Source organism: Streptomyces sp. (genome assembly GCF_031181555.1).
In the GTDB taxonomy this organism is placed as follows: Bacteria; Actinomycetota; Actinomycetes; order Streptomycetales; family Streptomycetaceae; genus Streptomyces; species Streptomyces fimbriatus.
On the sequence record NZ_JAPSKQ010000061.1, the window covers coordinates 1 to 17,776 of the forward strand.

8 protein-coding genes and 3 pseudogenes are annotated in these 17,776 nt (G+C 72.8%); 7 read left to right on the forward strand and 4 right to left on the reverse strand.

The features are described 5' to 3' along the window. Nucleotides 1-275: pseudogene (locus RIM90_RS15040) on the reverse strand (hypothetical protein); the annotation flags it as partial. Nucleotides 276-760: 485 nt separating this feature from the next. Here RIM90_RS15040 and RIM90_RS15045 point away from each other — a divergent pair. Continuing rightward, nucleotides 761-1,167 (forward strand): annotated as a pseudogene (locus RIM90_RS15045) (transposase); the annotation flags it as partial. Here RIM90_RS15045 and RIM90_RS31560 read toward each other — a convergent pair. Continuing rightward, nucleotides 1,136-1,264: a hypothetical protein gene (locus RIM90_RS31560; protein ID WP_375165448.1), complete on the reverse strand. Its 129-nt coding sequence runs from the start codon at nt 1,262-1,264 to the stop codon at nt 1,136-1,138. The pseudogene RIM90_RS15045 and the gene RIM90_RS31560 overlap by 32 nt on opposite strands. Before the next feature lie 152 nt (nt 1,265-1,416). Next, entirely contained in the window at nt 1,417-1,839 is a 423-nt protein-coding gene (locus tag RIM90_RS31565) for a hypothetical protein (RefSeq protein ID WP_375165449.1), read from the reverse strand. 160 nt (nt 1,840-1,999) lie between these two features. Here RIM90_RS31565 and RIM90_RS15055 point away from each other — a divergent pair, with 160 nt between their 5' ends. Further along, nucleotides 2,000-2,977 carry a nitronate monooxygenase gene (locus tag RIM90_RS15055; protein WP_309061202.1) on the forward strand — a complete coding sequence of 326 codons (978 nt, stop codon included), beginning with the start codon at nt 2,000-2,002 and terminating at the stop codon, nt 2,975-2,977. A gap of 152 nt (nt 2,978-3,129) precedes the next feature. On the opposite strand, the pseudogene RIM90_RS15060 reads toward RIM90_RS15055, so the two are convergent. After that, nucleotides 3,130-4,377, reverse strand: a pseudogene (locus RIM90_RS15060) (IS3 family transposase); the annotation flags it as partial. 194 nt (nt 4,378-4,571) lie between these two features. Here RIM90_RS15060 and RIM90_RS15065 point away from each other — a divergent pair. The 5 genes from RIM90_RS15065 (at nt 4,572) to RIM90_RS15085 (ending at nt 17,775) form a co-directional block, all read left to right on the forward strand. After that, nucleotides 4,572-4,907, forward strand: a complete 336-nt coding sequence (locus tag RIM90_RS15065; RefSeq protein WP_309061203.1) for a metalloregulator ArsR/SmtB family transcription factor — start codon at nt 4,572-4,574, stop codon at nt 4,905-4,907. A gap of 2 nt (nt 4,908-4,909) precedes the next feature. Further along, a complete protein-coding gene (locus RIM90_RS15070; RefSeq protein WP_309061204.1) occupies nt 4,910-5,632 on the forward strand; it encodes a cation transporter in 723 nt (240 codons plus the stop codon). A gap of 447 nt (nt 5,633-6,079) precedes the next feature. After that, nucleotides 6,080-6,832, forward strand: a complete 753-nt coding sequence (locus tag RIM90_RS15075; protein WP_309061205.1) for a class I SAM-dependent methyltransferase — start codon at nt 6,080-6,082, stop codon at nt 6,830-6,832. 99 nt (nt 6,833-6,931) lie between these two features. Beyond that, a complete protein-coding gene (locus RIM90_RS15080) occupies nt 6,932-10,996 on the forward strand; it encodes an amino acid adenylation domain-containing protein (protein ID WP_309061206.1) in 4,065 nt (1,354 codons plus the stop codon). After that, nucleotides 10,993-17,775: an SDR family NAD(P)-dependent oxidoreductase gene (locus tag RIM90_RS15085; RefSeq protein ID WP_309061207.1), complete on the forward strand. Its 6,783-nt coding sequence runs from the start codon at nt 10,993-10,995 to the stop codon at nt 17,773-17,775. The genes RIM90_RS15080 and RIM90_RS15085 overlap by 4 nt, the downstream gene beginning before the upstream one ends. Nucleotide 17,776: the final 1 nt, after the last annotated feature.

The following is a 17,776-nucleotide window of genomic DNA, read 5'->3' on the forward strand; positions in this document are numbered from 1 at the left end:
AGTGGGAGCTCGACCGGCATCCGCTGCCGGGCTGGGACGCCGACGTGCTGCTCCGCGCCGTGGACCGCATCTCGGCAACAGGCGACCCATCCCTGCAGCGGCACCTGTTCGCCCGTGTCGAGGCGGCGGCCCGAGAGGCCGGGCACGGCGGGTTGCCAGGGCGCGTCGGCGGCGGTGTCGTCGAAGGACAGGCCGTCGACGACTGCGGCAGAGACGCCGAAGGCCGGCAGGTCGTTCGGGACGTGCAGGGCGATGGCCGCTTCCAGGCCGCCCATCAGGAGTACCGCTCCCCCAGGGGTGGGTGGTCCGGTCCCTTTCGAGCCATCGGTACGGCGGGCCGCTCCCGCCGGTCTTCCGGAAACCACCACCGTCACCGGTGTGACGTTTTCGCGCCCCCGCACGCTGTTGGCGGTTTCCAGGGGCGTCTCAGGGCGGTGCCGCGGGAGTTGAGCGGAACCTGAGGTTTCGGGGTGGCGGTAGTAGCCAGTCCGGTTTCTTGCCCCCGTCGGGCGGCTTGCTGTGGGTTGACCCTCTCTGTCCGGCCGGTTCGCGAAGAACCTCCTGTTCCCCTGTTCCGGGAAGAAGGAAAGCTTCAGGGCGTGTGCGTCTCAAGATCTGGAACTGGTGATCGGAAGAGCCTGCAGCATCATCTGCTTGCCAAGACTCCGAACCTCGCTCTGAAACGATCAGTAAGTTCGCCGGGTTGGTGGTTGGAGCGATTGGATGGGTGGTGACGTCGGTTCCGATCGCTGGAGGTGTGGTGGCCGAGCCTGTGCGGGTGCGCAGACTGACCGATCAGGAAGGGCAGAAGCTGCAGCGGATCGTGCGCCGGGGCAGCACCAGTTCGGTGCGCTGTCGCCGGGCGATGATGCTGCCGGCGTCGGCCGGCGGGAACCGCGTTCCGGTGATCGCCCAACTGGTCCAGGCCGACGAGGACACGGTGCGGGAGGTGGTCCACCGGTTCAACGGATCGGCCTGGACTGCCTGGACCCTCAGTGGGCGGGAGGCCGTCCCCGCCTGCTCACCCCTGACGACGAGGACTTCGTCATCCAGGCGGCCACCACCCGCCCCACCACGCTCGGCCGGCCCTTCACCCGCTGGTCGATCCGTAAACTCGCCGCCTACCTGCGCCGCCTCAGCGCGGTCTTGACATGCGGCCGCCGGGCAGGGCCAGGGTGCGCAGGGACATCAGCGGATGCGCGGGAAGCCGGGCCCCGCACGGCCGCTCCAGCACATGCGCCGCCTGCCACGGAAGCACCGGCACCAGCACATTCTCCCCGTCCCGCAGCCCCTCCGGCCACCAAGCACGACCGCCGGGACCGGCACGAGCCCCAGCCCCACCACGGGCCGGTGCTCGGCCACCGAGGAGCCGGGCCGGGTCCGGCAGTTGGGAGGGAAGGGGTGCCCGTCCACCACTCACTGCTCCGCTTCCCATTCGTGCCGCGGCCATCCGCCCGGCTGATCCGCGGGTGCGGCCCGGTCCTCGTCCTGCTCGGCCCGCGCCGGCGCCAACGAGGCGACACTGTGGCCCAGTTCGGTGGCGTAGCCGGTTCCGTGCGGCACGCCGTCGAGACGGACTTCGCCGACGTACGCGTCGGTGCGGTAGGGATCGGTTGCCGGGCCGTGCCGCGTGCGCCCGTCCTGCAGGCGCAGGCGCAGGACGAGCTTGTCCCGGCCCGGCTCGCGCTCCCGGACCCAGGGCAGCGGCTCGTGGGCGAGAGCCCACCGCGTACCGAGGGAGAAGTCCAGGGCGTACGGCGGCCAGCTCGTCGGCGACCATGGCCTCGACGGCGGGGAGACGGTGCACGGGCGGCTCCTCGGGTATGGGCAGGGCGTCACGACGCCAAGGACGACGTCATGCATACCGTCCGTCTCCGCTCATGGACAGACCGTAGGGAACGAGTGGATGCCTCAGCACGGCGCACCGTGCACCGGTGCCGTAGGCGGGCGAGGATGGTGAGAAGGGCAGGGTCCGACCCGGTGCCGGGAGGTGGCGACCATGCTGAAGACGCCGCTGTGCGACGTGCTGGGGATCGAGGTGCCCGTCATCGGCGCACCGTACGGGCCCTTCGAACAGGTCGATCTCGCCGCCGCGCTGTGCGGGGCGGGAGCCCTCGGCAGCTTGGGCACCGCGGTGCGCCCGCTGGCCGATCTACGGCGCCAGTGGGCCCGGATGCGGGAGCTGACCGACCGGCCCTTCGCCGTCAACCACACCTTGCGCCCGCTGAACGAGGAGGCGTTTCGGGCGACCCTGGAGGAGCGCCCGGCTGCGATCTCCTTCCACCTGGGTGTTCCCGGTGACCTGATCGAGCGCGCACATGAGGCGGGCATCCTCTGGATCCAGCAGGTCATGGACGTCCAGCAGGCGGAACAAGCCGTCCAGGCGGGCGCGGACGTCATCGTCGCTCAGGGCGGTGAGGCGGGCGGCCAGGGCGGCGAGGTGTCCACGATGGTGCTGGTCCCGCAGACCGTGGACATCGCCGGGGACACACCCGTCGTGGCCGCGGGCGGCATCGCCGACGGCCGGGGCCTGGCGGCGGCACTGGCCCTCGGCGCCCAAGGCGTCGCCATCGGCACGCGCCTGCTCGCGTCGGTGGAGATGACCATCGCCGCCGAGTGGAAGGACCGGATCGTCGCCGCCGATGCGCGTGACACGGTCAAGCTGCAGCACAGCGAACGGTTCATGCCGCCGTTCTCACGGCCCGGGGGCTATGCCTTCCCGCGTTCGCTGCGCACGCCCTTCCTCGATGACGCCGAAGCGCACCCCGAGCGGCTGGAGCCGGCCGAAGCCGGTCCCCGCATCGTGGAAGCCATGCTGGACGGTCGCGGACACGAGTTCCTGCCCTTCACCGGCCAGTCGGCGGCGCTGGTCCACGACGTTCTCCCGGCGGCCGAGATCGTACGGGGCATCCTCGATGAGGCGGAGTCGATCCTGCGCCGCACTGCGGACGCGTACACGCGTCCCACTTCGCGCTGACCGGGACACCGGGCGGTGCCCCATTGCCCCGGACAGTGCGACACTCGAAAAACCAGTGAACGACTCCCGGGTGCCATCGACGGCCCACATCCTCAACCGGGTGCGCCAACGGAATCTTGGCCGGTTGAACCGCTCCGGGTCCGGTGGAGGCTCTATGCGTTGACTGCAGATGCCGGTTGGGGCTGGTGTTGAGCGTAGTGGTTGGTCTCGTGCTCGTGGGGTGGGATGTCTCCGATGGTGGTGTGGAGGTGCTGGTTGTTGAGACAGTCGGCCCATTCCGCGGTGCCGAGTTCGATGTCGGCCAGGCCGTGCCGGGGCCTGCGGGGCTTGATCAGCTCCGTTTTGTAGAGGCCGATCCGAGACTCCATGAGTGCGTTGTCCAAGGCGTCGCCGACGGTGCCGATCGAGGCGTCGATGCCGGCCTCGAGCAGGTGGCCGGTGTTGCATCCACTGGTTGAACCTGGTCTGACTGCCCGCGTCCGAGTGATGAACGAGGCCGGGACCTGCGGGAATGCCGGCCCGGTCGCAGTGTCACAGGGCCATGTCGGGGGCGTCGAGGACGAGCTTGGCCCGCTTGCGGGTGGCGGCCGATCACCCGGCGATCGCCCGGGAGAACACGTCCACGACGAAGGCGACGTGGACGATGCCGGACCAAGTGGCGACATAGGTGGAGTCGGCGACCCACCGCTCGTTCGGACGGGATGCGGTGAAGTCACGTCTGAGCAGGCCAGAGGCCTGCTCGTGACCGTCGTCCCGGATGGTGGTGTGGATCTTCCTCTCGCGTCGGGCGCCCTCAAGGCCGAGGTCGCGCATCAGCCGGGCGACCGTGCAGCGGGCCACGGGGATGCCTTCGCGGTGCAGCTGCCGCCAGACCTTCCGGACCCCGTAGACACCGAAGTCGCCCATGTGGACGCGGCTGATTTGGGTCTTCAGCTCCACGTCACGGACCGCCCTGGCGCTTGGAGCGCGGTTCATGGCTGAGTAGTAGGTGCTCGTTGCGATCTTCAGTCCGTGGCTGGTCAGGACGTTGCAGATCGGCTCGACTCCGAACACCTGCTGATGGGCGTCGATGAACGCTACGAGCGCTTCGACGGCCGGTCGAGCTCGGCCGCGAAGAAAGCCGACGCCGCCTTGAGGATCTCATTCGCCCGGTGCAGCTCGGCGTTCTCGGCCTTCAGCCGCTTGATCTCTGCGGCTTCCTCCGACATCACCCCGGGACGCCGGCCGGCGTCGGCCTCGGCCTTACGGACCCAGGTTTGCACCGTCTCGGCGGAACCGATGCCCAGCTTTGCGGCGACCGCCTTCGTCGCGGCCCATTCGGTCGGACAGTGGGGGCGGATCTCCGCGACCGTGCGCACCGCGCGCTCGCGAAGCTCGGCAGGGTAGGGGGAAGGACGGGCCGTGACTCGGTCCTCTCAGGGAACCGAGCCTCCCTCAGACCTGGAGCGGTTCAGTCCTGGACGACCCGCAGTGGGTGGAGTGGCGCGGCGGCCCCGCCCACCAGTTCAGCGCCGCCTGACGTCCGTCATGCTGCGGTGCTGCGGCCATACAATCCAAGACATCCTGAATTCAGGAATGCGTGTACAGTCGTGGTGTGCTGACTGTTGCCTCCGACATCGAGGTGCTGGCCCGGTTCGGCCGCGCGCTCGCCGACCCGATCCGCTGCCGCATCCTGCTCGCCCTGTGCGAGAGCCCCGCCTACCCGGCCGACCTCGCCGACGCGCTCGGCGTCTCGCGGACCCGGCTGTCGAACCATCTGGCGTGCCTGCGCGACTGCGGCCTGGTCGTCACCGTGCCCGACGGCCGCCGCGCCCGCTACGAGCTCGCCGATGAACGCCTCGGCCACGCGCTGGACGACCTGCGCACCGCCGTGGTCGCCGTCGAGACCGACCGCACCTGCGCCGACGCCGACGAGGAGGGCTGCTGCTGACCATGACCGCCGAGATGTCGATAGTCCCCGGTCCCTCCCCGGCCCGCCGCGACGCGCTCACCCGCCGCATACGCCTGCTGGTCGCCGCAACCATCACCTACAACGTCATCGAGGCGATCGTCGCGATCACCGCCGGAGCGATTGCCTCATCCACCGCCCTGATCGGCTTCGGCCTCGACTCCGTCGTCGAGGTCTCCTCCGCCGCCGCGGTCGCCTGGCAGTTCTCCGCCCGCGACCACGCCGTCCGCGAGGCGCGCGAGCGGCGCACCCTGCGGATCATCGCCGTCTCCTTCTTCGCCCTCGCCGCGTACGTCGCCGTCGACGCCGTCCGCGCGCTCACCGGCACCGGGGAAGCCGAGCGGTCGATCCCCGGCATCGTCATCGCCGCCCTGTCGCTGGCGGTCATGCCGTTCCTGTCCGCCGCCCAGCGCCGCGCCGGCCGCGAACTCGGCTCTGCCTCCGCGGTCGCCGACTCCAAGCAGACCCTGCTGTGCACGTACCTGTCGGCCGTGCTCCTGGTCGGCCTGGTCCTCAACGCCACCCTGGGCTGGGCCTGGGCCGACCCCATCGCCGCCCTGGTCATCGCCGCCGTGGCGGTCAAGGAAGGCCGCGACGCCTGGCAGGGCAGGGGCTGCTGCGCACCCACCGCCGCAGCGGTACCGGCCGCCGGCACCAAGGCGGACACATGCAGCAACTGCCCGCCTGGATGCAGTTGCTGCAACTAACCCGCCGGTAAACGCGGAGCGGCCTCAACAGTTTCGGGGCCGCTGCGCGTTCAACCGGAAGGCCTGAACAGGGGGTTCCGGCGACCGTGGTGATCGTGACGAGTGCGAACCCGCTGAGGGAGATGTACACGACCGCCCGCGCGACGAGGCGCACGGCATCGGTGAGCCCACCCCGCCTCTCGGCGTACTTCTGCCCGCTCACGCCACTCGCTTCGTCGTACGGCAGTGCTGACGCGCCGCCCGCAGAAAGCCGCCGAAGCGGCGACCGCGCGGTGCCGGACCGGGACACCTTGCTGAGGGGCCTTCCGATGCCGGCAGCCAGGGCCTCGGAGACTCGCCGGACCCGGCTGAGGCTGTGTCAGCACCTGGAGATCCTTTCTGGTAATGAAATTCATTTCTGATTACTGTACGGGGTGAACCGTGAGACACCGAGTCTTTGGAGCAGTGATGAGCGACCCCTACGAGCGGTCCGCCGAGTACCTCGACATCCTGATCGCCGAGTCGTGGGAGCCGCTGGCTCCGGCGTTGGCGGACGTCCTGTCGCGCGTCCGCGCCGGGACCGGGGCCGTAGTGGATCTCGGGGCCGGGTCCGGCCGGGGTGTGCGCGTCATCTGCGACACGCTGCCGGGGGTGCCGGTGCTCGCCGTCGAACCGTCCGCCGCGATGCGCGCTGTCCTGCTCGCCCGAACTCACGAGGACGGTGAACTGCGCAAGCGGGTCACGGTGGTTCCCGGTGACTGTGCGAGTGTCGACTGGCCCGACGGTGTGCGGGCCGTGGTGGCCCTGAACGTGATCGGCCACCTGCCGCCCGAGCAGAGGCGCGCGCTGTGGAGCCGCGCCGCCCGGCAACTCGCCCCGGGTGGGGCGCTGGTGTTCAACCTCGCTCCGCCGTTCACTCCGGTGGAGGTGGAGCGGGTGCGCATGGCCCGGGCCGTCATCGGCGAACTGGAGTACGAGGGTTGGGCGAGCGCGCGCCCCACGGGGGCGGACGAGATCACCTGGCGCATGGACTACGGCGTCCTGCGTCAGGGCCGGCCGCTGACCGGGGTGTCGGTCGAATACCGCTGGTGGGTCGCGACGGAGGAGGTGCTGGCGGCCGAAGTCGCCGAGGCGGGGCTGGTGCTGCGCCGAACCGGTGGTTCCGGTCTGGGGCTGTGCGTTCTTGAGCGCGCGAGTGATCTGGCGTCGCAAGTTAGTTGATCTGATAATCATTTTCAATTAGGTTCATCGATGTTCCGTTTCCCCCGGGATCTCTCTGCGGGGGAAGCGCCGCCCTGCCCGCCTTTTGACGGAGACCGGATGGACCAGCCTGTGCCGAGCGAAGACCTCCTTGCCCGCGTCATCGACTGCATCGCCGAAGTCCTCGGCACACCACCCCACGAGGTCGCCCGGACGACTCCGCTCGCGGCCCTGGGGCTCGAATCGTTCACCGCGGTGCGGCTGAGGCGGAGGATCCGCGAACGCACCGGTCAGGACCTGCCGTTGACCGCCCTTCTGGGTGACGGTGCGACGGCCCGTGCGGTGGCGGACCGTCTGCTTGTCGGCCATACGCCGGAGAAGGCCACTGATCCCGGTCCCCTCAGTGCCGAGGGGCAGGCGGAATCCGGCGGCGTACGGAAGGGCGAGGAAGCGGAAGGGGAGTACTTCCCCCTGACGCCCATCCAGGCTTCGTATCTGGCCGGGCGAGCCGAGGGCATGCCGCTGGGCGGAGTGGCCACCTTCTACTACTACGAGTACGACCGCACACCCGGGGACACGGACCCGCTCCTGGACGTGGCCCGGCTGGAAGCCGCCTGGAACCGACTGGTCGAGCACCACCCGATGCTGCGCATGACGGTGGACGACCGGGGCCGCCAGCGCATCGCAGCCGCTCCCGGCCCCTACCGGATCGGCGTCACCGATCTGCGGGGCGAGTCCACGAAACAGGTCAGGGAAACGTTGTCCGCCCAGCGGCGAGAGCGTTCCCACCAGAACCGGCCCACGGAGGCGTGGCCGTTGTTCGACGTCCACGCCACACTGCTGCCCGACGGACGGACCCGGCTGCACGTCGGCGTGGACGTGCTCCTGACCGACCTCACCGGCTGGATGCTGCTGATGCGTCAGTGGGGCCGCCTCGTCGAGGACCCTGACCACCGGCTTCCCGAGCCGGCAGCCCGGTTCGCCGACCTCCAGCGCGCCCGCTCGAGGGACCCGGAGTGGGCGGCCCGGCGCGCCCGCGACCAGGCCTACTGGGCCGAACGAGCCCCCGAGTTGCCACCGTCGCCGCGGCTGCCCCTGCTGCGCGACCCCGCCGACACCACCCCGCCCCGCTTCGTCCGCTCCGCCGCCGAACTCGACGCCGCAACCTGGGACCAACTACGAGCCCGATGCACCGAGTACGCGGTCACGCCGACCGCGGCCCTGCTCGCGGCCTTCGCCGTCGTCCTCGGCCGGTGGGGAGCCGGGGAACGGATCTGCCTCAACACCACCCTGTTCGACCGCCCGGAGGACGAGAACGGGGCCGAGGGGGTGGTCGGCGACTTCACCACCACCGCCCTGGTCGGCACGCCACGTTTCAACCCTGCCGACTGGAAGGGCTTCGCCGACTACGCCACCGCCGTCAACCACCGCTTCTGGGAAGACCTGGACCACCGGTCCGTGTCCGGTGTCGAGGTGCTCAGGGAACTGCGGGGGCGGGAATCACCACCGGCGGGAACCCTCAGCCACCCGGTGGTGTTCACCAGCGGGGTGGGCCTCGCGGGCGCCGGGGAGCCTCCGGCGTCCTGGATCGGCCAGGAGGTGTACGGCATCTCCCAGACCCCGCAGGTCCTGCTCGACCACATCGTGTGGGACGAGGGCGGACGCCTCCGCCTGGCCTGGGACGCCGTCGAGGGGGCGTTCCCCGACGGCTGGATACCGGCCCTGCTCGACGCCTTCGTACGTCTGCTCCACACCCTGACGAACCCCGACGCCTGGCACGACACCGCCCTGGGCTGGGACCCCTCCTTCCACCCCGAACAGCCCTTGGACGCCACACCCTTCCCGAACGCGGGCCCCCTGCTGCACGATCCGGCCACCGACGCGGCCCGGCGGCATCCGCGACGGCCCGCCCTGCGCACCTCCTCCACCACCGTCACCCATGCCCGCCTCGCGGACAACGCCGCCGCCACCGCGGCACTGCTGGCCGCACACGGGGTGGGGCCCGGTGACATGGTCGCCGTCGCCTGCGAGAAGGGCACCGCACAGATCACCGCCGTACTCGGCGTCAGTCTGAGCGGGGCGGGCTACCTGCCGGTCGAACCCTCCTGGCCAACCGCGCGGATCGCCGCCATCTGCGAGCGGGCCGGGGTCCGGCACGCACTGACCGGCCGCGGTGTGAGGACCGACTGGCCCGACGGCGTCACCGTTCACCGCCTGACCGCCGCGGGGCGCCCCGCCCGCACTGCCGCGGACTCCGCCGACCCTGCGGCACCGCTCACGGCCCCGTGTCCCGAGGACATCGCCTACACCATCTTCACCTCGGGTTCCACCGGCAGCCCCAAGGGCGTGGAGATCGAGCACCGGGCCGCGCGCACGACCGTCGACGACATCGTCGACCGCTTCGCCATCGGCCCCGACGACCGGGTGCTGGCGCTGTCGGCGCTCAGCTTCGATTTGTCCGTGTTCGACGTCTACGGCGTCCTCGGTGCCGGCGGCTGCCTGGTGCTGCCCGACCCCGCCCGGCAGCGCGACCCGCAGCACTGGCTCGAGCAGGCCGGCCGACACGGCGTCACCGTGTGGAACACCGCGCCCGCCCTGCTCGAAATGCTCGTCGAATACGCGGAGATGGAACCGGAGGCGGCCATCGGGGCGCTGCGCACCCTGCGCCTCGTGATGCTCTCCGGTGACTGGATCCCCCTGTCCCTGCCCGACCGGCTGCGACGGCTGGCACCCCAGGCGGAGGTGATGAGTCTGGGCGGAGCCACTGAGGCGTCCATCTGGTCCATCACTTGTCCGGTGGGACACATCGATCCGGGGTGGCGCAGCATCCCCTACGGCCGGGCGCTGCGCGGTCAGTGCTTCTTCGTCCTCGACGAGGACGGCGCGCCCTGCCCGGTGGGCGAGGCGGGGGAGCTGTTCATCGGCGGCAACGGACTGGCCCGCGGCTACACCGCCGATCCGGTCCAGACCGCCGAGCGGTTCGCCGTCCACCCCGTGCTGGGCCGCCGGCTGTACCGCACCGGGGACCTCGGCCGGTGGACCGCCGAGGGCACCATCGAGTTCCTCGGGCGCGTGGACCGGCAGGTGAAGATCCGCGGGCACCGCATCGAACTGGGCGAGGTGGAGGCGGTACTGGCCCGCCATCCGGCGGTCCGCCAGTGCGTGGTGTCGTCGGTACGCGGCCCCGACGGACGGCCACGACTGGTGGCGCACCTGTCGCCCCGGGGCGCGAGCGAACCGCCGACCGCCCAGGAGCTGGCGGACGTCCTGCGCGAACGGCTGCCCGACTACATGGTGCCCAGCCGGTTCGTGATCCTGGACCAGCTGCCGGTGACGGCCAACGGCAAGATCGACCACGCGGCGCTGACCGCCTCATCCACCGATGACCGGACCACCGACGCCGACGGGCCGGACCCGGTCGCCGCGGCGAAGGCCGCGCCCGCCGTGGCACCGCGTACGGTCCCGGCCGGAGCCGCCACCGAGTCCGCCCCGGGCGGGGACTGGGTCGCCGCCGCGCTGGCCGAGGCGACCGCCCTGGGCCTGGAGGCCGCCGTCGTGGTCCGGCCCGGCCGACTCCGGCCGGACCAGGCGCTGGAGGCGTCGGCACGATGGCTCCAGCACGTGGCGCGGACCGCCGACGGCGAAGCCGCAGTTCCGCTCCTGGGCCCCGGAGGACTGGCGGAGGTGGTCTGCCACCCCCGGGCACGGCACTCCCCGACGTCCTCCCCGTCCACCGGTCCGGCGTCCGGCGCCTCGGCCCCGGAACGGTACGGCGCCGAATCGGGCCAGTCGCCCCGGCACCGCGGGCAGAACCCGGCCGCGCCCGTGGCACCGGCCGTACTGGAGGCTCTGACCGGTATCCTGGCCGACTTCACGGACGTGCCAGTGACGCCCGACAGCACCTTCAAGGAGTTGGGGACCACTTCCCTCACCCTGGTCCTCACCCACCGCAGGCTCCGGGAGGGCATCGCGCCCCGGCTCGCACTGGCGGACATGTTCGAACACCCCACCGTTGCGGCCCTGGCCGCCCACATCACCGCCCAGAGCGCCCCGGACACCGACCGGGTTGCCACTGCCGCCGGCACCGACGCCGTGACGCCCCCCGCATTCCAGCAGCCCGAACGGCCCACGCGCAGAACGTCCCGCGTCGCCGCACGCGCCCTGGCCGAGGAGACCACGCGATGACCGAACCGACCTCCTCCCGGGGAGACATGCCGCACACGCCCCGGCCCGGTATCGAGGCCGGCGACGACCTGATCGCGGTCACCGCCCTGGACTGCCGGTTCCCCGGAGCCCCCGACACGGCGGCCTACTGGGACCTGCTCGTCAGCGGCCGCAGCGGACTGACCCGGCACAGCGAGCGGGAACTGGCCGAACGCGGCGTCCCAGCAAGGCTACTGGCCAACCCCGCCCACATACCCGTCAGCGGGGTCATCGACGAACAGGACCACTTCGACCCCGAGCCGTTCGGCCTGACCGACGCCGAAGCGGCCGTGATGGACCCCCAGCAAAGGCTCTTCCTCGAAGCATGCTGGCGCGCTTTGGAAAGCGCCGGACACGGCGGCGGCGCCGGTGCGGGCGCCGTGGGCGTCTTCGCCGGCGCCGCCCACAGCGACTACCTCGCCCGCAACCTCGCCGACCGGTACGCCGCCTCCGCCACCGATCCCGTCGGCAGCCTCCAGGCGGCCCTCGCGGGCGTGGCCGACTACCTCCCTCTGCACGTCGCGCACCGCCTCGCGCTCACCGGACCCGCCGTCGCGGTCGGCACCGCGTGTTCGACCTCGCTGGTGGCGGTGCACCTGGCGGCCCAGTCCCTGCTGGCGGGGGAGTGCGACACCGCCCTCGCCGGCGGTGCCTCCCTGATCGTCCCGCAGGGCCGGGGCTACCTCCACGTCCCCGATGGGATCTTCTCCGCCGACGGGCACGTACGGACCTTCTCTGCCGACGGCACCGGCATCGTGCACACACAGGGCGTCGGAGTGGTCGTACTGCGGCGGCTGCGCGACGCCCTCGCCGACGACGACCCGGTGCTGGCCGTCCTGCACGGCTCCGCCGTCAACAACGACGGTGGCGACCGCACCGGCTTCACCGCCCCCTCACCGCGCGGACAGGCCCGTGTGGTCTCCGAGGCGCTCGCCGTGGCCGGTCTCACGCCCAGGGACATCACCTACGTCGAGGCGCACGGCACCGCCACCCGCCTCGGCGACGTCGTCGAGGTCGCCGCGCTGCGCCGCGTCTTCGGCGACACGGGCCCCGCCTGGTGCGCCCTGAGCTCGGTCAAGAGCAACATCGGGCACGCCAACTCGGCCGCCGGCATCGCCGGTTTCGCCAAGACCGTCCTCGCCCTGCACCACGGCGTGCTGCCGCCCACCCTGGACGCCCTGCCCCTCAACCCCGACCTCCAGCTGGACGACTCGCCCTTCACCGTCGTCCACGAGGCCACCGACTGGACCGGGCCCCGGCACGCAGGCGTCAGCTCCTTCGGTATCGGCGGCACCAACTGCCATGTCGTCCTGGGCAGCGCCCCCGTCCGGCCCGCGCCCCCCGCCGATCCGCGCCCGCAGCTCGTCCTGCTCAGTGCGCACCGCGACGACGCCCTCGCCCGCCTCACCGAGGCCACCGCGACCGCCCTGCACACCACGGAGGTCGCGCCCGCCGACGCGGCTCACACCCTGCACACCGGCCGCGCGACGCTGCCGTACCGCGCCGCCGCGGTGATCACCGGGGTGGCGGAGACCGACGGCCGTACCCTGCGCGCCTCCCCGCGGCGCCGTCCCGGCCCCACCCCGCCCCGGATCGTGCTGGCCTTCCCCGGCGGGGGAGCGCAGTACGCGGGCATGGGACGCGAACTGTGCGCGGAAGAAGAGGAGTTCGACCGCACCGTGCGCGAGTGCGCCGATCTCTTCGACGACGGGACCGGTGCCGGCCTCACCGCGCTGATCACCGCCGACCCGTCCGACGAGCACGCACGCCGACTGCTGCGCGACCCCGCCCACGGACTGCCCGCCCTGTTCACCGTCTCCCTGGCCGCCGCGCGGACGCTGCGCTCCTGGGGCGTGGAACCGGATGCGGTGGTCGGTCACAGCCTCGGCGAGTACGTGGCCGCCGTGCTGTCCGGTGCCCTGTCCCTGTCCGACGCCGCGACACTGGTGGCGGTCCGCTCACGCGGCATGTCCCGGGCGGCCGGCAGCGGGGTGATGCTGACGGTCCCGCTGACCGAGCGGCAGACCCTCGCCCTGCTCGCCGAACATCCCGGACTGGATCTGGCCGCCGTCAACGGCCCGCGGTCCTGTGTGGTGTCCGGACCCTCACCGGCCGTGGCCGAAGTGGAGCGGGCCCTGACCGCACGCGGCGAGCGCACCGTGCGGCTCTCCCTCGACGCGGCCGCCCACTCGCGTCTGGTCGACCCGGTCCTGCCCGAACTGCGCGCGGCCGCCAGGACCATCCGGGCGCGTGTTCCCGGCATCCCGCTCGCCACCACCCTCACCGGGAAACTGCTGGACACCGCTCCGGGCGCCGACCACTGGGTGGCACACCTGCGCTCCACCGTGCGCTTCTCCGACGCCCTGGCCACCGCCCTGGGCGAAGGGCCGGCCGTCCTCGTCCAGGCGGGGCCGGGCGGCGCACTGCTCCAGCTGGCCCGTCAGCAGGGGCACCGGCAGCTCCTGGCCACCCTGGCCGCCTTCCCCGACCGCGAGCAGCCCGGCGGAGGACGCGCCGCGCTGCTGGCGGCCGCCGGGGAACTGTGGACGCACGGCCTCCCCCTGGACGCCGCGGCCCTGCACCGCCCGGGGCGACGCCGTGTCGTCCTGCCGGGCCTGCCCATGGAGCGCCGCAGGCTGTGGATCGATCCGCCGGCCGCCACTGCGTCGGCCGCCACACCGGTCAGTACGGCGGCTGACCCCGGCCACGGTGCCGGGCAGGCCGTCCCGGACGAGTCCGAACCCTTCCAACTGCCCGTCTGGCGGCGCACGCCTCCCGTCGAGGCGGACCGGTCGGTGCTGCGGGGCCGCTGGCTCGTGGCCGGCCCTCCCGGCTCGCCCTCGGCCGAGCGGGTGCGCGCCGCACTCGCCGCCGCCGGGGCCGGCACCGTCACCCTCGACGAGGTGGTCCGGGACCCCGACACTCCGTGCGAGGGCATCGTCGTGATCGGCCCGTACGGTGACACCGGCGACGACCCGGCGGAAACCGTCAGCGCGTCGGTCCTGCACTACGCGGAGGTGGCGCGGGCCGCCGCCTCCTGGGCGCACCGCACCTGCCTGCTGCACCTCAGCCACAACGCCCAGCAGGTGGAGAGCACCGACCGGCCCGCCGCCCACGCCGCTGCCGGCCTCGCCGTTCCCCGCGTCCTCGCTCAGGAGTTCCCGGGCCTGCGCTGGCGCTCGGTGGACCTGCCTGCCGGCCCGCCGCATGCCGACGACGTCCGGGCCGTGCCGGCGGAGGCCGCCGACCTGCTGGCGGGGGGCCCGAACGGCATCGAGTGCGCTCTGCGCGGCGGACACCGCTGGACGCGCGGCATCACCCCTTGGCGGCCGTCCGCACCCGCGCCGGACACGGACGGTCCGACCGTCACCGACGGCGGCAGGGGCACGGCGGTGATCCTTGGCGGGCTCGGGGACGTGGGCCTGGCCCTGGCCGGGCACCTGGCCCGCTCCGGACGGCGGATCGTGGTGACCGGCCGCACCGGGCTTCCCCCGGACCCCGCCCCCGGCAGCACCGAAGCCGAACGGGCCGAGACGATTCGTGTCCTGCGGGCCTCCGGCGCCGACATCGAGGTCCGTGCCGCGGACGCCGCGGACGCCGCCGCCACGACGGAACTGCTGCGGGAACTGACCGACCGCGACGGCCCGCTGGACCTGGTCGTGCACGCCGCCGGCGTGGTCGCTTCCGCAGCCGTCGCGCCGTTGCGGGCCACGGAGGAGCAGGCCGTGCGCGCGCACGCGCACGCCAAGGTCACCGCGGCCCTCGCGCTGCGCGGAGCCGTGCACGGCCTCCCGCCCGGCCACCGCCCGGCCACCGTCCTGCTGATGTCCTCCGCCACGGCGTTCGTCGGAGGCCTCGGCCTCGCCCCGTACGCCGCCGTCAACCGCTACCTGGACGCCCTCGCCGAGCACGAGCACCACGAGGCCCCGGACGCACCCCGCTGGATCAGCGTGGCCTGGGACGGCTGGCGCGTCGGGCCCGGCCGGAGCGAACGCACCGTCGCATCCCGGCACTCGATCGGTCTGGCGGACGGCATGCGCACCGTGGACCGCCTGCTGGCGCTCGCGGCCAACGGCCGTGCCCCGGCCTGCGTCGCCGTCTCGCCGGCCGACCTCGCACCGCGCACCGCGGGCACGCCCACCGCCGTACCCGCCTCCCTCGCACCGGCTCCCGGCGCGCCCGCGGCGCAGCCGCGGGCCGGTGCGGGATTCACCACCGGTGCGGAGACACTTCTGGCAGCGGTCTGGTCGGATCTGCTGGGCTTCCCCGTCACCGACCGCGACGCCGACTTCTTCGCGCTCGGCGGGCACTCCCTGCTGGCCACCCGGATGCTCGCCCGGCTGCGCGACGACCACGGTGCCGACCTGCGGCTGCAGGACCTGCTCACCCGGCCCACCATCGCGGCCCTGGCCCCGATGCTGCCCGGCAGAGAATCCCAGAGCGTTCCCGCCGCGCCTCAGGGCGCGAACGGACCGTCTCCGCAACCTGGTGACGGTCCCCGGGAATTTCCCCTCACCCGGGTGCAGCACGCCTACTGGGTCGGCGGATCCGGCGGTTACCGCCTCGGCGACGTCCCGTGTTCCTTCCACCTGGAGTACGACTGCCCCGGCCTGGACACCGACCGCTACGAGGCGGCGTGGAACGCGGTCATCGCCCGCCACCCGATGCTGCGCGCGGTCGTCTCACCGGAAGGCCGCAACCGGGTGCTCGACAAGGTGCCCCCCTACCGGATCCGGGTGCAGGACCTGACGAAGGACGACGACCTCGAGCGCACCCGGAAGCTGGAGCGCGTGCGCACCCGCATGGTGCGCCGCGAACCCCGCCCGGGCCGCTGGCCCCTGGTCGACATCCGGGCCGCCCGACTGCCCGGCGACGTCATCCGGCTGTTCGTCAACGTGGACGTGCTGGTGTGCGACACCGCCAGCTACCTGATCTGGGACCGCGAACTGCGCACCCTCTACAACACTCCCGACGCTCAATTGCCGCCGCTGGAGACCACCTTCGCGGATTGCGTGGCCGCGCTCGAGCGCCGCACCGAGGGCCTGGAGCACGCGCGAGCCGCTGCCTACTGGCGGGCCAGGCTGGACGACCTGCCTGGCGCGCCCGCGCTGCCCGTCCGGACCGGGAGTCCCGGGGACCGGCCCCGCTTCGCACGGCGCACCGCCCGTCTGGAGCCGGACCGTTGGAGCGCTCTCAAGGCCGAGGCCGCCCGGCGCGGGCTGACCCCCACGGCCGTCCTGCTGGCGGCCTACGGCGAGGCACTCGCCGGTTGGTCGGGGCAGAGCCGCTTCGCCGTCACCCTCACCCTCTTCGACCGGCCCGCGGACCTTCCCGGGGCGGACGCCGTGGTCGGTGACTTCACCTCGCTGATGCTGCACGAGGTGGACCGCTCGGACACCCGCTGCTTCGCCGATGCCGCCGTACGGGCCCAGCGCACCCTCTTCGAGGACCTGGACCACCGGGAGTTCTCCGCGCTCGACCTGCTGGCCGAGAAGTCCTCGCGCACCGGCCGCACCGAGTCCGTTCCTGTGGTCTTCACCAGCGCCCTGGGCCTGTCCGGACCACTCGGCGGCGGCCACGACCTGGACTGGGCGGGCACACCGGTGTACGGCGTGAGCAGCACCCCGCAGACCTGGCTGGACCACCAGGTGATCGAGCAGCACGGGGCGCTCCTGCTGCAGTGGGACGTCCTGGAGAACGCCCTGCCCGCCGACGAGGCGGACGCGGCGTTCGCCGCCTACGCTGAGCGGGTGCGCCGGCTGGCCGACGCACCGCGGGCGTGGGACACCGAGGAGCCCCGCACCGCGCCCGCCGCCCCGGTCCGTGAACCGCGGCGGCTGGCACCCACCGCGAGGAAGCGGACCGTTCCCGGCCCGACCCCCGACGCCGACGCGGCCATGCTGCTGCGTGACGGCAACGGCGACCGCCCCCTGTTCCTGATGCACCCCTCCGGCGGGGACGTACTGTGCTACGGCGAACTCGCCCGTCTCCTTACCGACGGTCGGCCCGTCGTGGCCCTCACCGACCCTGCCCTGACCGGCGGCACCGGGCCGCGGACCATCGTCGAGATGACCGACCGCTACCTCGCGGCGCTGCGTGTCCACCAGCCGCAGGGTCCCTACCTGCTGGGCGGCTGGTCGATGGGCGGCACGGTCGCCCACCAGATGGCCGTGGAACTTCAGCGACGCGGCGAGCGGACCGACCTGCTCGTCCTGATCGACTCCAACACCCCCGACCGCATCCGGGCGCTGGGCGGCACCGACCGCGCCCAGGACACCGCCTTCGCGGCCGTCCGCTACCTGCGCTCGCTGGAGGCGTTCCTCGACCTCGACCTGGACCTCGGTGCGGACGCGGAGACGATCCGCACGGCCCCGGACCCGGCGGCGGTACGCCGGACGGTCACCGAACGACTACGAGCGGCCGGCCTGCTCGGCCCGCGGGACACCGCCGACACCCGCCTTGAGGTCTTCGAACGCCACTTGCGGGCGCTGGCGGACCACCGGGCCGGACATCTCAGCGACCCGGCCACCCGCCTGCTGCTGATCGCCGCATCCCGTCCCGCGCCACACAACGCCGGTGTCGGCATGGGCGTCGACGACGCCGCGGACCTGCCCGCCCTGGGCTGGCTGCCGCACGTCAACGGCCCCGTCGACGCCCACACCGTCGAAGGCCACCACTACTCCCTGCTGCACGACCCCGCAGTACGGCGGACCGCCGCCCTGATCGACCGGGCCCTGGCCGCCGTACACACCGGCCAGTGAG